Origin of the sequence: Acidovorax temperans, from assembly GCF_006716905.1 — a bacterium.
Lineage (GTDB): Bacteria > Pseudomonadota > Gammaproteobacteria > Burkholderiales > Burkholderiaceae_C > Acidovorax > Acidovorax temperans.
This window is the reverse complement of the sequence record NZ_VFPV01000001.1, coordinates 532,136-553,046: the sequence shown is the minus strand read 5'-3', so window position 1 is coordinate 553,046 and position 20,911 is coordinate 532,136. Positions and strand designations below refer to the sequence as shown.

Genomic DNA, 20,911 nt, shown 5'->3' with positions numbered 1-20,911 from the left:
ATTATAGCGTCGAATGGTAGCTGGTGACCCGCTCCACTTCGTTCTTGGAGCCGAGGATGACGCTCACGCGTTCGTGCAGTTGCTGGGGCTGGATGTCCAGAATACGTTGCTTGCCGTTGGTGGCTGCGCCGCCAGCTTGTTCGACCAGCCAGCTCATGGGGTTGGCTTCGTACATGAGGCGTAGCTTGCCTGGCTTGTTGGGCTCACGCTTGTCCCAGGGGTACATGAAAACGCCGCCGCGGGTCAGGATGCGGTGCACGTCGGCCACCATGGAGGCGATCCAGCGCATGTTGAAATCCTTGCCGCGCGGGCCTTCCTTGCCTTGCAGGCATTCGTCGATGTAACGCTTCACGGGCTCGTCCCAGTGGCGCATGTTGCTCATGTTGATCGCGAATTCCTTGGTGTCTTCAGGGATGCGCACGTTTTCTTGCGTGAGCACGAAGGAGCCTTGTTCGCGGTCCAGGGTGAACATGGCCACGCCATCGCCCACCGTGAGCACCAGGGTGGTTTGCGGGCCATAGACGCAATAGCCGGCTGCGACCTGTTGGGCGCCGGCTTGCAGGAAGTCCTGCTCGGTCACGCCAGGCGAGCCTTCGGGCTTCTTGAGCACGCTGAAGATGGTGCCGATGCTCACGTTCACATCGATGTTGCTGGAGCCGTCGAGGGGGTCGAACAGCAGCAGGTATTCGCCTTGTGGGTAACGGTTGGGCACCAGGTAGATGCTGTCCATCTCTTCTGAAGCCATGGCTGCCAGGTGACCGCCCCACTCGTTGGCTTCGATCAGCACTTCGTTGGCAATGATGTCCAGCTTCTTCTGCACTTCGCCTTGCACGTTCTCGCTGTCGGCGCTGCCCAGCACGCCGCCGAGCGCGCCTTTGTTCACGGCCTGGCTGATGCGTTTGCAGGCGCGGGCAACCACCTCCAGCAGCAGGCGCAGGTCGCCGGGGATGTGGCCGTCAACGCGTTGCTGCTCGACGAGGTAACGGGTGAGGCTGATGGGTTTTGCCATGGGGTTCTCCTTGATTATTCAGACAGCGCGCGGTTGACGACTTCGCGCACGTCGTTGCTCAGTCCCTCGCGGGCGGCCACGCGGGCGATGGCTTCGCGGGCCGCCGTGCGCCAGGGGTCAGCCAGCTTCTTCCAGCGGTCCAGTGCGCGGGCCAGGCGGGCAGCCACTTGCGGATTGATGGCGTCGAGCTCAATCACGCGCTCGCTCCAGAACACATAGCCACCTGCGTCCTGGCGGTGGAAGGCGCCGGGGTTGGCGTTGCAGTAGCTGAAGATGACGCTCCGCGCACGGTTGGGGTTCTTGAGGCTGAAGTCCGGGTGCTGCATCAGCTGGCGCACGATGGGCAGGATGTTACCGCCCCGGTCCGGGGCGCCCGCCTGCAGGGCAAACCACTTGTCGATGACCAAGGGTTCGTCCTTGAACAGAGCGTGGAAGCGGGCCAGGGCAGGGGCGGCCAGCTCATGGCCGCTGGCGACCAGGGCTGTGAGCGCGTTGAAGCGGTCGGTCATGTTGCCGGCGTCCTTGAAACGCTGGTAGGCCTTGCCGGGCCAGACGGCATCGCCCGTTGTCTTGGCGGCGATGCACAGCATGTGCAAGGCCATGCCGCTGAGTGCGCGGCGGCCGGCAGACACGCTGTCGGGTCGGTAGCCACCGGTGTTCTGGTGTTGTTCCCAGGCCCATTCCCAATCGGCCTGCAAGGCCAGCGCCAGTTCGGTGCGCATGGCTTCGCGCACGGCGTGGATACGCTGCGGGTCCACCACGTCCAGTTGCTCGGCGATGTAGGTCTCTGAAGGCAGGGTGAGCACCAGTTCCTTGAAGGCTGCGTCCAGGGCGGGATGGCGCAGCACGGCGCGCATGGCCTCCACAAAAGCAGTGCCCAGAAGTTTAGGCTCAAAAGTGCCTGTAGCGCCCGCCAGATCAGCGCTGCCAGCTATGTGATTGATAGCAATGCGCAGTGCCAGGCGCTGGCCTGCTTCCCAGCGGTTGAAGGCATCGGTGTCGTGCGCCAGCAGGGTCAGCAGTTCGGCATCGGTGTAGTCGATGTCCAGCACCACGGGCGCGCTGAAGTTGCGCAGCAGCGATGGCACCGGGGCTGCATCCAGGTTGGTGAAGGTGAAGGTTTGCGACGCTTCGGTCAGCACCAGCACTTGAGACGTTGCGCCACTGGCGCCTTCGCCCTCCAGTTGCAGGGCCAAGGGGGCGCCCGATGCGCTGAGCAGCCCCAGCTCTACCGGAATCACAAACGGCTCTTTGCTCGACTGGCCAGGCGTGGCGGGGCAGCTTTGCGACAGCGTGAGCGCGTAGCTGCGCGTGGCGGCGTCATACACGCCCGTAGCGCGCACGCGGGGTGTGCCGGCCTGGCTGTACCAGCGCTTGAACTGGGGCAGATGCTGCGCCAAGGGGCTTGCCGGGTTGGCATCGGCAATGGCTTGTACGAAGTCGTCACAGGTCACGGCCTGGCCGTCGTGGCGCTCGAAGTACAGCTTTATGCCCTTGGCAAAACCGTCGCGGCCCACCAGGTTGTGCTGCATGCGCACGACCTCGGAGCCTTTTTCGTAGATGGTGACGGTGTAGAAGTTGTTGATCTCGACGTAGCTGTCAGGCCGCACCGGGTGGGCCATGGGGCCTGCGTCTTCGGGGAACTGTGCGGTGCGCAGCACGCGCACGTCTTCGATGCGTTTGACGGCGCGGGCCGACGGGCTGCCCGCCAGGTCCATGCTGAATTCCTGGTCACGGAAGACCGTGAGGCCTTCCTTCAGACTCAGCTGGAACCAGTCGCGGCAGGTCACGCGGTTGCCAGTCCAGTTGTGGAAGTACTCGTGACCGACCACGCTCTCGATGTTGGCAAAGTCGGTGTCGGTGGCGGTGGCTTCGCTGGCCAGAACGTACTTCGTGTTGAAGATGTTCAGGCCCTTGTTTTCCATGGCGCCCATGTTGAAGTCGCTGGTGGCGACGATCATGAAGCGCTCCAGGTCCAGCGGCAGGCCAAAGCGGGCTTCGTCCCAGGCAATGCTGGCCATCAGCGAATTCATGGCGTGCTCGGTCTTGCCCAGGTCGCCGGGGCGCACATACACCTGCAGCAGGTGATCTGTGCCCGCGCGGGTGCGGATCTTTTGCTCCCGTGCCACCAGCTTGCCCGCCACCAGGGCAAACAGGTAGCAGGGCTTCTTGTGCGGATCCACCCACTTGGCAAAGTGGCGGCCGTCTTCCAGGTCGCCGCTGTCCACCAGGTTGCCGTTGCTCAGCAGCACGGGGTATTGCGTCTTGTCGGCCCGCAGCGTCACGCTGTAGCTGGCCATCACATCGGGGCGGTCCAGGAAGTAGGTGATGCGGCGGAAACCTTCGGCCTCGCACTGGGTGAAGAACGAATCGTTGCTCACGTACAGGCCCATGAGCTTGGTGTTCTTGGCGGGCGCGCAGGTGGTGAAGATTTCAAGCGCGAAGGCGTCAGTGCCTTCGGGCAGGTTTTCCAGCACCAGCTGGCCGCCGTCCATCTTGAACGAGGTGCCCTGGCCGTTGACCAGCACGCGCGCCAGGTTCAGGTCTTCGCCGTCCAGGCGCAGCGGCTGCGCGGGCACATCGGCGTTGCGGCGCAGCACCATGCGGTTGAGCACGCGGGTCTTGGCGGGGTCCAGGTCGAACGTGAGCTCAACGCTGTCGATCCAGTAGGCGGGGGCGGTGTAGTCTTCGCGGCGGATGGCTACAGGCGCGGCCTGTCCATCTTCTTTAGACAGTTGCAACATGGATGCTCTCCAGAAAGTCGGTGTTCATGAGTTCGGTGTAGTCGCGCACGGCAGCCAGCACATGGGGGCCTGCCAATTGCGTGGGGCTGTGCGTGCTGCACACCGCCACGGCGCGCATGCCTGCGCGGCGGGCGGCTTCAATGCCAAAAGGGGCGTCTTCAAAAACGATGCAGTGCTGCGGCAGCACGTCTATCCGGCGGGCGGCTTCTAGGAAGATGGCGGGCTCGGGCTTGCCCGGCAGGCCTTCATCGCCACGCACAATGGCCAGGGGCTGCACATCCATCTGCAGGTGCGACAGGGCAAAGTGCACGTTGTGGATGTCGCCTGCCGTGCCCACTGCCACCTTCAAGCCGCAGTCTGCCACCTGCCGCGCAAATTGGCGAAACCCTGCCACTTCGGCAAAACGGGGGCCGAAGAGCTCGCGGTAGATGTCTTCCTTCTCGCGCGTCAGGGCGTCGGCTTCGTCCTGCTGCACCTCGCGGCCCAGCAGTTCGCGGATGCACTCGGTGCCGTTGCGCCCGGTGGTGCGAGCCATCAGGTCGGGCACGTCCACGTTCATGCGGCGGCGGCGCACAAATTCGACCCATGCCTGAGCGTGCCAGGGCATGGAGTCGATCATCGTGCCATCCATGTCGAAGATGATGGCCTGGGTGGGGATGCGGCTCATGCCGGGCACCCACCCAGGGGCAGGGCGGCGGGGCCCAGCGGCTGCGGCAGGGGGCGCATCACACGCCCTGCTTGAGCGAGGCCTCGATGAACACATCGAGGTCGCCGTCCAGCACCTTTTGCGTGGCCGAGACTTCCACGTTGGTGCGCAAGTCCTTGATACGGCTGTTGTCCAGCACGTACGAGCGGATCTGGTGGCCCCAGCCCACATCGGTCTTGGTGTCTTCCAGCTTCTGCTGCTCTTCCTGGCGCTTGCGCATTTCGTAGTCGTACAGGCGGCTGCGCAGGCGCTGCCAGGCCACGTCGCGGTTGCTGTGCTGGCTGCGGCCGTCCTGGCACTGCACGACGATGCCGGTGGGGATGTGCGTCAGGCGCACGGCCGAGTCGGTCTTGTTGATGTGCTGGCCGCCGGCGCCGGAGGCACGGTAGGTGTCGGTGCGCACGTCGGCCGGGTTGATGTTGATCTCGATCGAGTCATCAATCTCGGGGTAGACGAACAGCGAGGCAAACGAGGTGTGGCGGCCGCCCGAGCTGTCGAACGGGCTCTTGCGCACCAGGCGGTGCACGCCGGTTTCGGTGCGCAGCAGGCCATAGGCGTATTCGCCTTCGATCTTGATCGTGGCGCTCTTGATGCCGGCCACGTCGCCCGCAGTTTCTTCCTCCACCGTGGCCTTGAAGCCCTTGCGCTCGGCGTACTTGAGGTATTGGCGCAGCAACATGCTGGCCCAGTCGCACGCTTCGGTGCCACCGGCGCCGGCCTGGATGTCCACAAAGCAGTTCAGCGGATCGGCCTCGTTGCTGAACATGCGGCGGAATTCCAGCTCTTCGATCAGCGGGCGCAGCTTGTCGGCTTCGGCTTCGATGGTGAGCAGGCCGGCTTCATCGCCTTCTTCCTTGCTCATCTCGTACAGCTCGGCGTTGTCGGCCAGCTCGCGAGTCAGCTTGTCCAGCGTGACAACCACACTGGAGAGCGACTTTTGTTCTTTGCCCAGCTCCTGGGCCTTCTTGGGATCGTTCCAGACCGAGGGGTCTTCGAGCGACGCGTTGACGGTTCTCAGACGTTCGAATTTGGCATCGAAGTCAAAGATACCTCCGTAACTCTTGCGTGCGGGTGGCCAGGTCCGCCAGGGTGGTGCCGATGAGGTTGATGCGTTCTGCGTCCATGGTGCGTATCCTGTGTGTTCTGTGAAATAACCGGCGATTTTCTCACGGGACGCCCCAAGGGCTGATCTCCTCGAAGAACACGGGGATAGCCAAGGCCGTGGGCTTGCGGGGCGGTGCTGCAACCCGCCTGCCGGACTGGCTCAGACGGCCCACCCACGGCACACCTGATTGCCCTGGGGATTCAAGAATTTGCTATTTATTTAATAGCTGCTTGCGCTTTTGCCAATTGGCTTGGAGGCATTTTTCCCTCAATATGGCAGAAACGCATCAGTCTAGAAAATCTTCTATCAGCCGTGCCACGGCCTCGGGCTGGTCGTGGTGCAGCATGTGGCCCGCGTCCTGCACCACGGCCACGCGGCAGTTGGGCACATGGGTAAGGCGCTCGTGGTATTCGTCCAGGCTGTAGCGCTCTTTCCACCACTGGCCCAGGCTGTCGTCGCTGGCCTCCACCGCCAGCACCGGGGCGGTGATGCGGGCGTACAGGGCCAGCGTCTCGTCCACGCGAAACAGTTGGGCGCTGGTCACCTTGTGGGCCGGGTCGCCCAGGATTTCCCACCGGCCCTGGGCATTGGGCCGCGCCCAGTGCTGCGCAAGCCACTCGGCCTTGTCTTGCGGGAGGCGGGGGTTGGTCTTCATCAGGCGGCGGGCCACCCCGCTGGCGTCGTCGTAAGTGTTCAGGGTTTTTTCGCCCTGGTGCAGTTGCTTGATCTCATCGATCCACTGGGCGTACCGCGTGGGCGCCTGCGCCGGGCGGGTGGCGGGCATGCCAAAGCCCTCCAGGTTGACCAGACGGCGAATGCGCTCGGGCCGCACACCAGCGTACATCATGGCCACGTTGCCGCCCATGCTGTGGCCCACCAGGTTCACGGCCTGGCCGGGGGCGTAATGGTCGAGCAGCATGTCCAGGTCTGCCAGGTAGTCGGCAAACACGTAGTGGTCGGCCTGCGGCGTGCTGGTCTGCCCAAAGCCGCGCCAGTCGGGCGCCAGAATGCGCCGCTGCTGGCGCAGCGCATCCACCGTGAACTGGTACGAGGCGCCCACGTCCATCCAGCCATGCAGCAGCACCAGCGGGGGCAGGGGGCTTTGCTCGGGGCCCCAGTGGTTCACGTGGTAGGTGAGGCGGCGCAGGGGCAAGGTGCTGCTGCGCAGAGGGTGGATGGGCTGGTACATGGGGCGGAAAACTCGGGGCAGGGCCGCTTGGCGCGGGCGTGATGGGTTGGCCCAATGTTACGGCGCACCGCCGCAAGGCCGGGCGGGGCGGCTGTCACCTTGGAGTCTGGCGGCGTGCCGCCCGGCCTGGCTTCTCGCCCCATGCCACCGCCCCACGCATTTCGGCAGGTTGCTGCGCCCAGTCAGGTTCTTGGAGGGCTGTAGCATTCGCGTCTCGCTCACGTTTCACATTCTCCCGATAGGACCTGAAGATGGCACCCCTTTTCCGCTCTCTCTGCGTTGCAACGCTGCGCCGCACGGCGCACCTGACGGCCTGGGCCACGCTGGCTGCATTCGCCAGCGCCCCCGCCCATGCCCAGGGCTCGCCGATCAAGGTGGGGGTGGCGCTGGATGTGTCGGGCCCGTTCGCCGGCCCCGGCGCCGAGGCACGCGACGGGTTTGCGCTGGCCATCAAGCAACTGGGCAGCAAGCTGGGCGGCCAGCCTGCAGAATTTGTGCAGACCGACATGGCGGGCAGCCCCGACCAGGCCAAGCAGCTGGTAGACCGCTTTGTGCAGCGCGAAAAGATCGACCTGTTCACCGGCCCCATCGCCAGCAATGTGGCCCTGGCCGTGGCACCCACGCTGTTTGCCGCCAAGGTGCCCTACCTGTCGAACAACGCAGGCCCCAGCCAGCTGGCAGGGGCGCAGTGCAACCCCTACTTTTTCGGCACGGCTTACCAGAACGACCAGTTTCACGAAGCCGCCGGCCAGTTTGCGGCCGACCAGAAATTTGGCCGCATGGTGCTGATCGCCCCCAATTACCCCGCAGGCAAGGATTCGCTCACTGGCTTCAAGCGCAAGTTCAAGGGCCAGGTGGCCGACGAGATCTACACCAAGGTGGGGCAGATCGACTACGCGACCGAGCTGGCCCAGCTGCGCGCCGCCAAGCCCGATGCTGTGTATTTCTTCCTGCCCGGCGCCATGGGCATCAACTTCATCAAGCAGTTTGTGGGAGCGGGCCTGTCCAAGGACATCACGCTGGTTACCAGCGGTTTTTCGTCGGATGAAGACGTGATTGGTGCCGTGGGCGAGCCCATGCTGGGCCTGTTCAACACCACCCACTGGGCGCACGACCTGGACAACGCTGCCAACAAGGCCTTCGTGGCCGCCTTCCGCAAGGAATACGGTGGCCGCTACCCCTCGCTGTACGCAGCCCAGGCCTATGACGTGATCATGGCCATGGACGCTGCCGTGAAAGCCACAGGCGGCAAGGTCAGCGACAAGGAAGCGCTGACCAAGGCCATTGCCAAGGCGCAGTTCCCGTCGGTGCGCGGCAATTTCCGCTACGCCAACAACCACTTTCCGGTGCAGAACTTTTACCTGCGCAGCATCGGCAAAAACGCCGAAGGCCGCGTGACCAACAAGACCATCCGTACCGTGCTGGAGAACTACGGCGACGCGTACGCCGCGCAGTGCAAGCTGAAGTGAGCTTGGCCCTGAATCAAGTAAGCCTGTCTCGCCCGCCCCGCCTTTCTCTATGACCCAGCGCCGCGACCTTTGCATGGACGTGCCTTCCTTTTCGCGCACCGCCGCCTTGCCATGAACGCCATTCTTGTTTTTGAGCAACTGCTCAACGGTGCGGGCTACGGGCTCATGCTGTTCCTGATTGCCGCCGGCCTGACCCTGGTCTTCGGCGTGATGGACGTGCTGAACCTGTCGCACGGCTCACTGTTCATGGTGGGGGCGTATGTGGCTGCGCAGGTGCATGTGCAGTCAGGCTCGTTTGCGTTGGCGGTGGGGGTGGCGGTGGTGGTGACGGCCGCAGTGGCGGCGCTGCTGGAAGTCACGCTCATGCGCCGCCTGTACGGGCGCGACCACCTGGCGCAGGTGCTGGCCACGTTTGGCGTCATCCTGGTGGCGGACGACGCAGTCAAGATGATCTGGGGCCCCTCGCCGGTGATGGCTTCGGCCCCGGCCGCACTGGCTGGGCCGGTGGAGCTGTTTGTGGGTCTGCCATACCCCTCGTACCGACTGCTGGTGCTGGGCGCCGGGGTGCTGGTGGCGCTGCTGCTGTACCTGCTGGTCAACCACAGCCGCGTGGGCATGCTGGTGCGCGCGGGCGCATCCAACCGCTGGATGGCCGAGCTGATGGGGGTGCGCGTCACGCGCATCTTCAGCGGCATTTTTGTGCTGGGTGCGGCCCTGGCCGCGCTGGCGGGCGCGCTCATGGGGCCACTGGTGGCCGTGCAGGTGGGCATGGGTGAATCGATCCTGATTCCGGCGCTGGTGGTCATTGTCATTGGCGGCATTGGCTCGGTGCGCGGGGCCTTTGTGGCGGCGATGCTGGTGGGGCTGGTGGACACGATTGGCCGCGCCTTTTTGCCCCTGCTGCTGCGCGCCACGCTGCCCCCAGCCCTGGCGGCCGACCTGGGGCCGCTGTTTGCCGAGGTGTCCATGTACGCCCTGATGGCCGCCGTGCTGGCTTTTCGCCCTGCGGGGCTGTTTTCTGCGAAAGCCTGAGCCGTTTTTATGCAGGCGACCTTGTCTTCCTCGACTTCCCCCTCGCGCTGGAAAGCCGCCGCCTGGCCCCTGGCCATCCTGCTCGCGCTGGCCTTGTTTCCCCCAGTAGCTGCGGCGCTGGGGCTTGATTTCTACATCGGCTTTGTGCGCCGTGTGCTGGTGGTGGCGCTGGCTGCGGCCAGCCTGAACTTCATCATGGGCTTTGGCGGCATGGTGGCGCTGGGCCACGCGGGCTTCATGGGCGTGGGAGCCTATGCGGTGGTGCTGCTCAGCGATGCCGGGTTCGTCTCGGCCTGGGTCATGTGGCCTGCGGCAGCGCTGCTCGCGGCGTTTGCGGCGCTGGTCATTGGCTCGATTTCACTGCGCACCAAGGGCGTGTACTTCATCATGATCACGCTGGCGTTTGCGCAGATGCTGTACTTCGTCTTTGTGTCGCTGCGCAGCTATGGGGGCGATGATGGCTACACGCTGATGGCGCGGCCCGCGCTGGGCATGGGGCTGGAGATGGCTGATGAGGCTACGCTGTACTGGGTGGTGCTGGCCATCGTTGCCGCGCTGCTGTGGTGGCTGGACCGGGCCGCGGGTTCGCGCTTTGGCACCGCGCTGGTCGGCATTCGCGACAATGAAATCCGCATGCGGGCACTGGGCTACCCGGTGTACCTGCTGCAGCTCACGGCCTTTGTGGTGGCCGGGGCCATTGCCGGGCTGGCAGGTGCACTGCTGGCCACGGGGAACAGCTTTGTCAGCCCGTCGATGATGCACTGGACGCAGTCGGCCACGCTCATCGTCATGGTGATCATTGGCGGCCTGGGCCGCCGCTGGGGCGGGCCGGTGGGCGCGGCCGTGTGGCTGGCGCTGGAAGAGGCGCTCAAGCTGCACACCAGCCACTGGCACATGCCGCTCGGCCTGCTGTTGATTGCTACCGCCCTCTATGCCCCCAAGGGGCTGGCGGCGCTGAGTGATCTGTGGGCCAGGAGCAAGCCATGAGCCTTTTTCAGGTGCAAGGGCTGGTCAAGCGGTTTGGCGGCCTGCTGGCCACGGACCATGTGAGCCTGACGGTAGAGCCGGGCGAAATCCACGCGCTCATCGGCCCCAACGGGGCGGGCAAGACCACGCTGGTGAACCAAATATCGGGCCTGCTGGCGCCAGACGCCGGGCGCATCGTGCTGGGCGGTCAAGACCTGACCCACCTGCCCATGCATCGGCGGGTGGCGCTGGGCCTGTCGCGCTGCTTCCAGGTCACGCGCATTTTTCCGAACCAAAGCGTGCGCGACAACCTGGTGCTGGCTGTGCAGGCGCACAGCGGTTCCAGCTTTCGGTTCTTGCAGCCCCGCTCCAGTTCGCATGGCTTGTACGAACGCGCCGAGCAACTGGCCGAGCGGGTGGGCCTGCAGCACCAGCTGCACGGACTGGCGGGAGCACTGCCGCATGGTGCCCAGCGCACGCTCGACGTCGCCCTGGCGCTGGCAGCCAAGCCCAAGCTGTTGTTGCTGGACGAGCCCATGGCCGGCATGGGGCCCGATGAATCGCTGCAGATGGTGGAGCTGATCGACACCCTGCGGCGCGACATGGCCGTGCTGTTGATCGAGCACGACATGGACGCCGTGTTCCGCCTGGCCGACCGCATTTCTGTGTTGGTGTATGGCCGCGTGCTGACCAGCGGCACCCCCGACGCCATTCGCAACAACGCCGAGGTGCAGGCCGTGTATCTGGGCACCGAAACGCTGGAGACTGCTGAATGAGCGCGCCACCGCCCTTGTTGAGTTGCCAGGGCCTGGAGGCCGGGTACGGCGCCAGCCAGGTGCTGTTCGGCATTCACCTGCAGATTGCTGCGGGCGAGGTGGTGTCGCTGCTGGGCCGCAACGGCATGGGCAAAAGCACCACCATCAAAGCGCTGGTGGGGGCGCTGCGGCCCACGGCAGGCAGCATCCACTTTGCCGGCCAGCCCACGGCGCGCTTGCCGTGCGATGCAATAGCCCGCATGGGCCTGGCGATCGTGCCCGAGGGGCGCCATGTGTTTCCCAACCTCACCGTACGTGAACATCTGGTGGCCTTTGCCGACCGGCGCAACGGCCTGAGCGATGTGTGGGACCTGGAGCGCATCTACGGCGTGTTCCCCCGCCTCAAAGAGCGGCAGCACCACCTGGGCAGCCAGCTCTCGGGCGGTGAGCAGCAGATGCTGGCCATTGGCCGCGCGCTGTCTACCAACCCGCGGCTGCTCATCCTCGACGAGGCCACCGAGGGGCTGGCCCCCGTGATCCGTGAGGAAATCTGGCGCTGCCTGGCCGCCCTGAAAGCCGCAGGCCAGACCATCTTGGTGGTGGACAAGTACGTGCACCGGCTCATGGACTTGGCCGACCGCCATCTCATCCTGGAGCGGGGGCGGCTGGTGTGGGAAGGGGACTCTGCCGCGCTCAACGCCGACCGCCGCCTGTGGGAGCGCTATTTGGCGGTGTGAGGCGCGGGGTGCTGTAGTTGATTTGCTATTAAATATATAGCTGGTGGCGCTTGTTTTATAAGCGCTGGAGCCAATTTTTATTCAAACTATTGTAGAGGCGCTGACAAGGCCCATCGCCTGCAGCCCGGCGCAATCGCTTGTACGATGTCTGCCGCCGCGGGTGGGCTCTTGCCCCGGTGTTTCTTCTTCCCCTGGGCGTTGCCTGCACCGCAAGTGGCGCCTGCCTTCGGAGTTTGTACTGCATGCAACACATCACACTGGGTCAGAGCGATCTGCGCGTGACCCCCATCTGCCTGGGCACCATGACGTTTGGCGAGCAGGTCAACGAGGCAGATTCCCACGCCATCCTCAGCCACTCGCTGGCGCGCGGCGTCAACTTCATCGACACGGCCGAGATGTATTCGGTGCCCGCACGGGCCGAGACTTTTGGCGCGACGGAAACCATCATCGGCAACTGGTTTGCCAAGAACCCCGGTGCCCGCCAAAAGCTGGTGCTGGCCACCAAGGTGGCTGGCCCTTCGCGTGGCATGCCCTGGGTGCGCGAAGGCAAGGGCATGACATCGGCGGACATCATTGCCTCGTGCGAAGGCAGCCTGCGCCGCCTGCAGACCGATGTGATCGACCTCTACCAGATCCACTGGCCTGAGCGCCATGTGCCCGCCTTTGGCACGCTGTATTACGACCCGGCCAAAGAAACCTCGCAAACGCCCATCCACGAGCAACTGGAGACGCTGGCCAAGCTGGTGAAGGCGGGCAAGGTGCGCACCATCGGCCTCTCGAACGAAACCCCCTATGGCGTGCATGAATTCGTGCGCCTGGCCGAGCAGCACGGCCTGCCGCGCGTGGTCACGGTGCAGAACCCCTATTGCCTCATCAACCGCACCTGGGAAAACGCACTCGACGAAACCTGCCATCGCCTGAATGTGTCGCTGCTGGCCTATTCGCCCCTGGGCTTTGGTTTGCTGACAGGCAAGTACGACGAGCACGCCCCCACCGACGCAGGGGCCCCCCAGGGCGCACGCATTTCCCGCTATGAATCGGTGCGCAAGCAGCGCTGGGGCCGCCCCGAGTCGTTGGCCGCCGCCCGCCGCTACAACCAGCTCGCGCGCGACAACGGCCTCACGCCCACGCAGATGGCGCTGGCGTTCTGCTACACCAAGTGGCAGGTGGCCAGCACCATCATCGGTGTGACATCGCTGGCGCAGCTGGACGAAGACCTGAACGCCTGGGGTACCACGCTGTCGCCCGAGGTGCTGCAGGCGATTGATGCGATCCGCTGGGAGGTGCGCGACCCAGCGCTGTGAATAGGGTGCCGATGAGGCTCCATCAACGCAAAAGGGCAACCCTGGCGTTGCCCTTTTTGATGGCGCTAGCCAAGAAGATTCATGCGGTGGCCGACGGTAAATGCGCCTCGCGGTTCAGGCTGGGGATGGTTACCATCGGGAGTCACCCTGTTTTGCACCATGGCCAAGAGAGAACACGTTTCCGAAACCCCCGCCACTCAGTTGCTCAAGGCCCACAAGGTGGCCTACACCGAGCATCCTTACGAGTACCTGGAGCATGGCGGCGCCCAGCACAGCGCTGCGGTGCTGGGGCTCGACCCGTTCATGGTGGTCAAAACACTGATCATGCAGGACCAGGATGCCAAGCCGCTGGTGGTGCTGATGCACGGCAACCGCAAGGTGTCCACCAAAAACCTGGCCCGGCAGATCGGTGCCAAGTCGGTGGAGCCTTGTGCCCCCGAGGTGGCGAACCGCCACAGCGGATATTTGGTGGGGGGCACGTCTCCGTTCGGCACCCGACGTGACATGCCGGTTTACATCGAAGAGAGCATTCTGGGCTTGCCGCGCATCGCCATCAACGGCGGTCGCCGAGGCTTTCTGGTGCAGATCGACCCGCGCGTGTGCGTCGAACTGCTGGGTGCACGGCCCGTGCAGTGCGCACTGGCAGAATAGCCGCCGCATGCGGGCGTGCCCGTACCGAATCTATCCAAGGAGTTGTTTTGACCGCCGTGTATCCCCTTTTAGCCACCGTGGCTGCCTACTTGCTGGGCTCGCTGTCGTTCGCTGTCATCGTCACCCGGGTGATGGGGCTCAGTGACCCACGTACTTACGGCAGCAAGAACCCGGGGGCAACCAATGTGCTGCGCTCGGGCAGCAAGGTCGCTGCTGTGGTGACTCTGCTGCTGGACGCCGTGAAGGGCTGGTTGCCCGTGGCGCTGGTGCACTGGTTTGGCAAGCCCTATGGTCTGGAAGAGGGAACCATCGCTCTGGTGGGTTTGGCCGCATTCCTGGGACATTTGTGGCCCGTGTTTTTCCGCTTTCAGGGTGGCAAGGGCGTTGCGACCGCCTTGGGGGTTCTGGTGGGTATCAATGCCTGGCTGGGGTTGGCTACCGCCGTGACCTGGCTGCTGATCGCCGTGTTCTTTCGCTATTCCTCGCTGGCGTCACTGGTGGCTGCGGTGTTTGCACCGGTGTTCTATCTGCTGGTGGATGGGGCTGTCTGGAATGCAGAGCAAAGCATTGCCGCAGCCGTTGCCGTGATGGCCATGTTGCTGGTGTGGCGCCACCGCGAAAACATCAAGCGTTTGCTGGAAGGCAAGGAGTCCAAGCTGGGCAAGTCAAAGAAGTAGTCGGAAGGTCCGAGCACGCGGGCGTCAGTGCGGCTGGCACGCCTCAGTGCAGTCCCAGCGTGGCGGGGGTGGTGACCAGGCTGTGCATACCGACGTTGTGCTGGGCGGCATACAACCCGAGCCGCACCATGGTACGGTGGTTGAGTTCCACAGTCACCGCCGAGCGGGCCAGCGCAGACTGTATGCGTGGTTTGCCTTGGGCTGTAGGGTGCAGCAGGGGCTTGGCCTGGTGGTTGCCAGCCCGGTCCAGCAGGCTGGCCACCAGAGGGTGATTGGCCTTTTCGCTACGGCGCAAAACAATTGCTGTGTCGCCGTTGTCGAGCTTTACGAAAGTGCCTGGTGGGCACAAGCCGATGGCCCGCACCAGTGCGTAGCTCACCTCGTCGTTCTGCTCCACCTCCTGTCCCACAATGGCACGTACCGAATCGGTGGCGCTGCGCCCGGCTCGGGACTTGCGGGGGCTGATCATTGCGGCATACCGGTCGATGGTTCCGAGAATGCGTGTCAGTCGATCAGGGGGTGTCTGCGATTCCAGCGGTATCCGGTCTGAAATGTGTGTGTGGTGCTGCCCCACCACGTCCAGCCACAAAGGGTCTGTGATGAACAGCCGCGCCAGCAGCGCCTGGCTTTGCAGGGGGTGATTTTGAATGGCTTCCTGCTGCTGCGGCGTGGGCTTTTCCCGCTGCTGTGCGAGCTGGTCTTGCAACGCGGTCATGCCGATGTTCATGGTCAACGCAGCGCGCACCAGGCTGTCTCGCTCGGCAGCTGGAAGCTTCAGCTCCTGGGCCAGGATGTGGCACAGCGTTGCACATACCAGAGCGTGTGAGGCGCTGTAGCTGGCTGTTGACGTGGCCGCCAGCTGAAACATCAGGTACAGCGCCGCGTCGTTGTCGTGGGCAACCAGATCCTGCAACCACACATCCAGCTGGCGAAGCTTTCCCGGGAAGTCGTGGATCAGCAAGGGTTTGGAGAGCAGCAGCGACAGCGCCGTTTCCAGGTCAGACCACAGGCTGAGCAAGTCTTCGTACTCGCCTTCGTGCTGCTTTGCCGCGGGCAGAGGGATGGCCATGGGGGGTCAGTTGCGCTTTTCCAGCACCAGCTGGTCATTGGTGCGGGTCATTTGGAAGGCGCCCAGCAAGCTATTGCCAAGCAGGACGTAGGGCATGCCCTGAGGGGTGACCACTGCCTCCACCCCGTACACCTCTACGTCACCGATCCTGACCGAATCCAGCCGAATCAGCCAGCCCTGGGCTACGCCATTGGCGGTGTTCATCTGCACCGGTTGGCCTTTGGTGTACTGCAGTCCCATGCGGTCGGCATCGGGCTTGCCAATGGCGACGGTGGAAGCCCCGGTGTCCACCATGTATTGCATGCGCGTGCCGTTGATCATGCCGGTGTTGATGAAATGGCCGCGCGCGTCCGCCATCAAGACAACCCGCCGACCTCCAGTCCGGCTACCCACGCTCACTGGGGCCTCACCCAGCCGTAAGGAGCGTCGAGCCCCGTCTACTTCGACTAGGGCCTGCTCTTTCTCGACAGAGATCACTCGCACGCCCTGGTGGGTTTCGCCCACGGCAATACCACGCGGTGCACTGCCATTGACCACCAACAGTGCCTTGCTTCCAAGAATGCCCGCCAATGCCACGGCCGTCTGTGCATGAACCAGCCCGGTACTCAGTGCGGTCAGCAGCAGCGCTAAGGCGTACAGGCGGGCGTGGTACAGCACGTTTCGATCTCCAGACAGTGAGGTTCTGCCAGCACGCCCAGAACGGCGAATCAATCGCGGAAGTTGTCGAAAGACAGCGGAACGTCCGCAACGTCTTTGCGAATCAATGCCATGGCGGCTTGCAAGTCGTCGCGTTTGGCCCCGGTCACGCGCACCTTGTCCTCTTGAATGGCGCCTTGAACCTTGAGTTTGCTCTCTTTGAGCAGCTTCTGAATCTTTTTGGCCAATTCGCTCTCGATGCCGTTGCGCACCTTGATGACCTGCTTGACCTTGTCGCCACCCATCTTCTGGACGTCGCCCTTGTCAAGGAAGCGCACGTCCACGTTGCGCTTGGTGAGCTTGTTGCGCAGCACGTCTTCTATTTGTGTGAGCTGGAACTCGGCATCACCGATCAGGGTGATTTCCTTGTCCTTGATCTCAATGCTGGCAGCGGTGCCTTTGAAGTCAAAGCGTGTGGAGATTTCCTTGACGGTGTTTTCCACGGCGTTTTTTACTTCTACGAGGTTGGCTTCACAAACGGTGTCAAAGGATGGCATAACGGGCTCTCACGGGCTAAGCAATAGGGGAGGATCGCCAGGGCAGGGCCCAATGCGACAATCGTGGCAATGGTAGTCGAGAAAAACGTCCCTTTACAGCCTTGGAACACCTTCGGTATCGCAGCCCGTGCGTTGAATCTGGTTCGCATTCGCGAGGTGGCAGATCTGTTGCAGGCGCGTAGCGATCCAGCGCTGAGCCAAGCTCCATTTTTTGTGTTGGGAGGCGGCAGCAACATTGTGCTGACGGGGGATGTCAAACCCACCGTGCTCAAGATGGAGATCAAGGGTTTTCGTCTGGTCGAGGAAACCTCCAAAGCCTGGATTGTCGAGGCTGGGGCCGGAGAGGCCTGGCACGACTGCGTGGCTTGGACGCTGCGCCAGGGTTACCCAGGTCTGGAAAACATGGCGCTGATTCCCGGAACGGTGGGCGCATCGCCAGTGCAAAACATCGGCGCCTATGGCGTGGAGCTGCAAGACCGATTCGAGTCGCTGGATGCGGTAGATATGGCCACCGGCCAGGTGTTCACCCTCACTGCAGAGCAATGCGCTTTTGGATACCGTGACTCAGTCTTCAAGCATGGCGCGCCTGTCACGCCCATTGAGCGGGAAGGCGTGCAGCCCTTGGGCTTGGCGGGCCGAGCGGTCATCACCCATGTGCGCTTTCGTTTGCCTCGGCCGTGGAAGCCGGAGTTGGGATATCTGGACCTGGAACGTCGACGTGCCGAGGCTGGTATCGAGTCCCCCACGGCACAACAAATTTTCGATTGGGTGTGTGAAATCCGCCGTGCGAAACTGCCTGACCCTGCGGTGTTGGGAAACGCCGGGAGTTTCTTCAAGAACCCCACGGTGACCCCTGAGCAATGCTCTGACATCATTGCCCGAGAGCCTCGAATTGTTCACTACCCCATGCCCGATGGCTCGGTCAAACTGGCGGCAGGGTGGCTGATCGATGCCTGCGGCTGGCGCGGCAAGACCATCGGCAAGGCAGGTGTCTATGAAAAACAGGCGCTGGTGCTCGTCAACCGAGGTACAGCTCAAGACAGCGTGACGGGGGGCGAAGTCATGACGCTGGCGAAGGCCATCCAGACCAGCGTGTACGAGCGTTTCGGCATTCGTTTGGAGCCTGAGCCCGTCGTGGTCTAGCCTGCGTTTGTGCTGGCATCTTTGGGAAGCTTGCGGTGCCTTTCCTGCACGGCCTCTACGTCGGTCAGTCCCATTCGCAAGCACAGTGCATGGGTCATCTCCCATGCATCTAGCAGTTGCTCATGTGTGCTGCCTTCCGGTGGGTATTCCCCTTTTTCCAGGTGAAACGCCAGCGCCGCCAACTTTGAAAACCCAAGGTTGGATGATGCGCCCTTGAACCCGTGGGCTGCTGCTTGCAATGTCTCCTGAGGGCCTTCTGCCATTGCTTGTAGCAAGGCATCCAGACTACCGGACTCGTCGCTGAAGTAGCCCTGCAGCAGTGAGCGGTAGCCTTGCACCGTCACTCCCACGCAAACTTCACCCACCATCGCCATGTCAATGTGCGAAGTGACATCCCCGGATTTGAAGCGCCTGCGCGCAGTGCGTTTGGCTTGTGGCGGGGCGGTTGCCTGCTGCTGCGATGTCAGAGGCGCCGTGCTGCTCGTTGTTTCTTTGATGGTGGGCGCTGAAGAGGCTGGGACGGTGCTATCTGTTGCTGGTGCAGCAAACATTTCTGACAGCAGCGATTGAATGGTGTCTACGCTCACCGGCTTAGCGATGAACGTCGTCATGCCTGCTTCAGTGGCCTTCTCACGGGTTTGTGCAAAGACATCGGCGGTCAATGCCACGATGGGCAAGGCCTTGTATTGAGGCCATTGACGCAGTGTTCGGGTCGCCTCAAACCCATCCATGACGGGCATGTGCAAATCCATGAACACCAACTGAGGTAGCTTTTTCTGAACCTCAGCAACGGCTTGTTCGCCGTTTTCTGCGAATCGGGGCACATGCCCCATGCTGGATAGCAGTGCACCCATGTATTTGCGATTGACCATTTGATCATCCGCCACCAAGATATCCAGCCCAGCCAGCTCAGCTGAGGACGCCGCCGGAGTGTGGGGCTGGCCGAGTGAAACGGGCAGTTTCGGAGGCGCTGCCAATGTCAGAGGTAGCGTCACCGTGAAGGTGCTGCCTTGACCCAAAACGCTGTGCGCTTTGATGTCTCCACCCATTCTTCGCGCGAGGTTGCGCGATATTTCCAACCCGAGCCCTGTACCCCCAAAGCGCCGGGATGTACTTGCATCCCCCTGGGCAAAACGTTCAAAAAGCTTTGTCAGGGTTGCGTGATCCATACCAATTCCCTCATCCACCACGTCCAGGCGCAGAGGGTAGATGTTAGGTTGGTCTGGCCCGGCTTTTTCATCCCTGCCTACCCTGACGGCGACGGTGCCTGCATCGCTGAACTTGATCGCGTTGGTGACCAGATTCAAAAATATCTGCCGGAGCCGCGTTCCATCTGCTTCCACCCACGAGGGCAGGTCGTTCGTTAATTCCATGGCGAACCCCAAGCCTTTTTGCTGGGCGAGCGGTCGCATGAGCTTCTCAATGCCTTCCAGCAGGGGTGGCAATTGAACCGGAACGGGATGAATGCTCATCTTTCCCGCCTCCATCGCCGAAACGTCCAAAATATCGTTGAGAAGCGACAGCAGGTGATCTGCCGAATGGCGGGCCGTGTAAACGTATTCTCTCTGGCTGGAGTCCAGGCGAGTTCTCTCCAGCAAAGTGAGCATGCCCAGAACTCCGTTGAAGGGCGTGCGCAACTCATGACTCATGTTTGCCAAAAACTGGCTCTTGCCCCTGTTCGCCTCCTCTGCTGCTGCATTGGCTGCCTGCAGGCTTTCGGTCAGTTGTTGCAGAGCCTGGCGTTCTTTTTCCTGCCGGTATTGGCGCCATGCCAATGCTGCCGCAGCCAGCAGCAGGATGACCAATTGCGCCACGATCAACGCCATGATGTGACCGCTTTGCGTCAACATGGTTGACTCCTGCTCCTCCAGCAAGGTAGACACATGGCGATTGGCGGCCATGGTTAACTCCTGCACGTCAGGGCCGAGTCCGTTGAACTCTTCGACCAGTTGCTGAAATTCTTTTTGGCTGGGTGCCTTGTCACTGCCCAGCAACTGATCTATCCGAGTCACCAGCGCTTCGAGCCGCGGCATGGTCTCCATGTACGCGCGTTGCTCATGGAGGGCCGTGGTGCTGGGCGTGTCATGCATCACCTGAAAACGGCTAGCGAAGATATCGCTGCGCAAGCGAAGCTCGTTCAAGGGCTTAGGCACTTCGCTTTGTGCATGAAGTTCCAGGGCCTGCCTAAGACGTAAAAACTCCCGTTCTAGCTGGAATGCGAGCGCAGTGATGGAGTCACTTCGCAGATCACTGCTTTTGCGAATTGATCGCTGTTGCGTTACCTGCAGCGCCAAAAGCACCGCCATGGCCGCCGCCATGAATGTGGTGCCTAGCGCCAGCCATAAGAGGTAGCGCCGGTTGTTGCGACGGGCAGGCATGAAACTTTTATTCGACTTTGATGGACTTGAGCTGCCAGGCGGAGCGGCCATAGTATTTCGACGCCTTCAGTTCAGGCTTGGAATCGAAAGGATAGATGATGAAAAGCGGGCCCTTGGTGCGCACTGAAATCGCCATATCGTCGATCTTGTGAGCCACGATGACGTCGAACAGGTTCGCATCTTCGGCAGGAATGGTCGTTTTATAGTCATTCAGTGCCAATGCTGTCAGTGTTTTTCCGCTGGACTTCACTGCCGCCAGAACGTCACGCAGCAGTGGGCCGGTGAACTTGGTTGGCTTTTTGTCCCACGGGGTTTTCGTGACAAAAGTTTGTTGGGGAAGCTTTTGCAGCATCTCCAAGTCAAAAACCGCGACGTTGTCCCGGTTGGTTTCACCAATTTTTCCCGATATCGTCAGGATGACTTCGCCTGCAGGGGGTTGCAAGGCCCATGCGGGGGCGGTGACCAAGGTAAGGGCTGTGATCCGGGCGATCCAGCGGGATAGAAAAGAGATGATGTGCATAGATGACCTCTCATGAGAGGAAAAGTGATGGTGAATTCTATGTTAAAAATGATTTAAATGATTGTTTTGGTTAAAAAAGGCTCTGTCACCTGAACGTGTTGGTGTCCTCTGCCAGATGAGATTCGGCGTCTTCGCCTGAAACCCACGCCAGCGCTTGGCTCGCGGCTCGTCGACAGAATTTCATCAACACGAATAGGTGACAGAGCCTAAAAAAAGCCCCTGAGGACGGCTTTAGGCAGCAATAAGGCCTAGCTACCAAAAGGA

Annotated in this window: 19 protein-coding genes; 9 read left to right on the top strand and 10 right to left on the bottom strand. The window is 62.4% G+C overall.

The window, feature by feature from the left end:
- Position 1: 1 nt before the first annotated feature.
- The 5 genes from BDD18_RS02755 to BDD18_RS02735 form a co-directional block, all read right to left on the bottom strand.
- Positions 2-1,009, bottom strand: coding sequence for a class 1 fructose-bisphosphatase (locus BDD18_RS02755; protein ID WP_066694949.1), 1,008 nt, complete (start codon positions 1,007-1,009; stop codon positions 2-4).
- Between the two features lie 14 nt (positions 1,010-1,023).
- Complete coding sequence (gene pepN, locus BDD18_RS02750; protein ID WP_142081256.1) at positions 1,024-3,753, bottom strand: aminopeptidase N; 2,730 nt, start codon at positions 3,751-3,753, stop codon at positions 1,024-1,026.
- Positions 3,737-4,420 (bottom strand): HAD family hydrolase, encoded by a 684-nt coding sequence (locus BDD18_RS02745; RefSeq protein ID WP_142081254.1) that lies wholly within the window; start codon positions 4,418-4,420, stop codon positions 3,737-3,739. The genes pepN and BDD18_RS02745 overlap by 17 nt, the downstream gene beginning before the upstream one ends.
- Before the next feature lie 58 nt (positions 4,421-4,478).
- A protein-coding gene (gene prfB / locus BDD18_RS02740) for a peptide chain release factor 2 (RefSeq protein ID WP_142081252.1) occupies positions 4,479-5,583 on the bottom strand; the annotation gives its coding sequence in 2 pieces (ribosomal slippage) (positions 4,479-5,501 and positions 5,503-5,583; 1,104 coding nt in all).
- Between the two features lie 267 nt (positions 5,584-5,850).
- The gene (locus BDD18_RS02735) at positions 5,851-6,753 is read right to left on the bottom strand and encodes an alpha/beta fold hydrolase (RefSeq protein WP_142081250.1); all 903 of its coding nucleotides are present in this window, start codon (positions 6,751-6,753) and stop codon (positions 5,851-5,853) included.
- 251 nt (positions 6,754-7,004) lie between these two features.
- On the opposite strand from BDD18_RS02735, the gene BDD18_RS02730 reads away from it, so the two are divergent.
- The 8 genes from BDD18_RS02730 (at position 7,005) to plsY (ending at position 14,344) form a co-directional block, all read left to right on the top strand.
- Entirely contained in the window at positions 7,005-8,222 is a 1,218-nt protein-coding gene (locus BDD18_RS02730; protein WP_082758734.1) for an ABC transporter substrate-binding protein, read from the top strand.
- A 111-nt stretch (positions 8,223-8,333) separates the two neighbouring features.
- Positions 8,334-9,254, top strand: coding sequence for a branched-chain amino acid ABC transporter permease (locus BDD18_RS02725; protein WP_142081248.1), 921 nt, complete (start codon positions 8,334-8,336; stop codon positions 9,252-9,254).
- A gap of 21 nt (positions 9,255-9,275) precedes the next feature.
- Positions 9,276-10,241 (top strand): branched-chain amino acid ABC transporter permease, encoded by a 966-nt coding sequence (locus BDD18_RS02720; RefSeq protein WP_244938968.1) that lies wholly within the window; start codon positions 9,276-9,278, stop codon positions 10,239-10,241.
- Complete coding sequence (locus BDD18_RS02715; protein WP_142081245.1) at positions 10,238-10,996, top strand: ABC transporter ATP-binding protein; 759 nt, start codon at positions 10,238-10,240, stop codon at positions 10,994-10,996. Before BDD18_RS02720 ends, BDD18_RS02715 begins: the two co-directional genes overlap by 4 nt.
- Positions 10,993-11,712: an ABC transporter ATP-binding protein gene (locus BDD18_RS02710; protein WP_142081243.1), complete on the top strand. Its 720-nt coding sequence runs from the start codon at positions 10,993-10,995 to the stop codon at positions 11,710-11,712. The genes BDD18_RS02715 and BDD18_RS02710 overlap by 4 nt, the downstream gene beginning before the upstream one ends.
- A gap of 242 nt (positions 11,713-11,954) precedes the next feature.
- Positions 11,955-13,016, top strand: a complete 1,062-nt coding sequence (locus BDD18_RS02705; RefSeq protein ID WP_142081241.1) for an aldo/keto reductase — start codon at positions 11,955-11,957, stop codon at positions 13,014-13,016.
- A gap of 159 nt (positions 13,017-13,175) precedes the next feature.
- Positions 13,176-13,667 (top strand): aminoacyl-tRNA deacylase, encoded by a 492-nt coding sequence (locus BDD18_RS02700; protein WP_044395447.1) that lies wholly within the window; start codon positions 13,176-13,178, stop codon positions 13,665-13,667.
- 47 nt (positions 13,668-13,714) lie between these two features.
- Positions 13,715-14,344, top strand: a complete 630-nt coding sequence (plsY, locus tag BDD18_RS02695) for a glycerol-3-phosphate 1-O-acyltransferase PlsY (RefSeq protein ID WP_142081239.1) — start codon at positions 13,715-13,717, stop codon at positions 14,342-14,344.
- A gap of 43 nt (positions 14,345-14,387) precedes the next feature.
- Here the strand turns inward: plsY and BDD18_RS02690 are convergent, their stop codons facing one another.
- Genes BDD18_RS02690 through BDD18_RS02680 form a run of 3 tightly spaced genes read right to left on the bottom strand, consistent with a single transcriptional unit; the run spans position 14,388 to position 16,606 of the window.
- Positions 14,388-15,413 (bottom strand): HD-GYP domain-containing protein, encoded by a 1,026-nt coding sequence (locus BDD18_RS02690; protein ID WP_142081237.1) that lies wholly within the window; start codon positions 15,411-15,413, stop codon positions 14,388-14,390.
- Between the two features lie 6 nt (positions 15,414-15,419).
- Positions 15,420-16,067, bottom strand: coding sequence for a retropepsin-like aspartic protease family protein (locus BDD18_RS02685; RefSeq protein ID WP_420837306.1), 648 nt, complete (start codon positions 16,065-16,067; stop codon positions 15,420-15,422).
- Positions 16,068-16,120: 53 nt separating this feature from the next.
- On the bottom strand, positions 16,121-16,606 hold the full coding sequence (locus BDD18_RS02680; RefSeq protein ID WP_044395451.1) for a YajQ family cyclic di-GMP-binding protein: 486 nt from the start codon (positions 16,604-16,606) through the stop codon (positions 16,121-16,123).
- Between the two features lie 69 nt (positions 16,607-16,675).
- Between BDD18_RS02680 and murB the strand changes: the two genes are divergently transcribed.
- Positions 16,676-17,749 carry a UDP-N-acetylmuramate dehydrogenase gene (gene murB, locus BDD18_RS02675; protein ID WP_142082494.1) on the top strand — a complete coding sequence of 358 codons (1,074 nt, stop codon included), beginning with the start codon at positions 16,676-16,678 and terminating at the stop codon, positions 17,747-17,749.
- Here the strand turns inward: murB and BDD18_RS02670 are convergent.
- Positions 17,746-20,127 (bottom strand): ATP-binding protein, encoded by a 2,382-nt coding sequence (locus BDD18_RS02670; protein ID WP_170207367.1) that lies wholly within the window; start codon positions 20,125-20,127, stop codon positions 17,746-17,748. The genes murB and BDD18_RS02670 overlap by 4 nt on opposite strands.
- Before the next feature lie 7 nt (positions 20,128-20,134).
- Complete coding sequence (locus BDD18_RS02665) at positions 20,135-20,647, bottom strand: putative pterin-binding protein (protein WP_066695622.1); 513 nt, start codon at positions 20,645-20,647, stop codon at positions 20,135-20,137.
- Between the last annotated feature and the right edge of the window lie 264 nt (positions 20,648-20,911).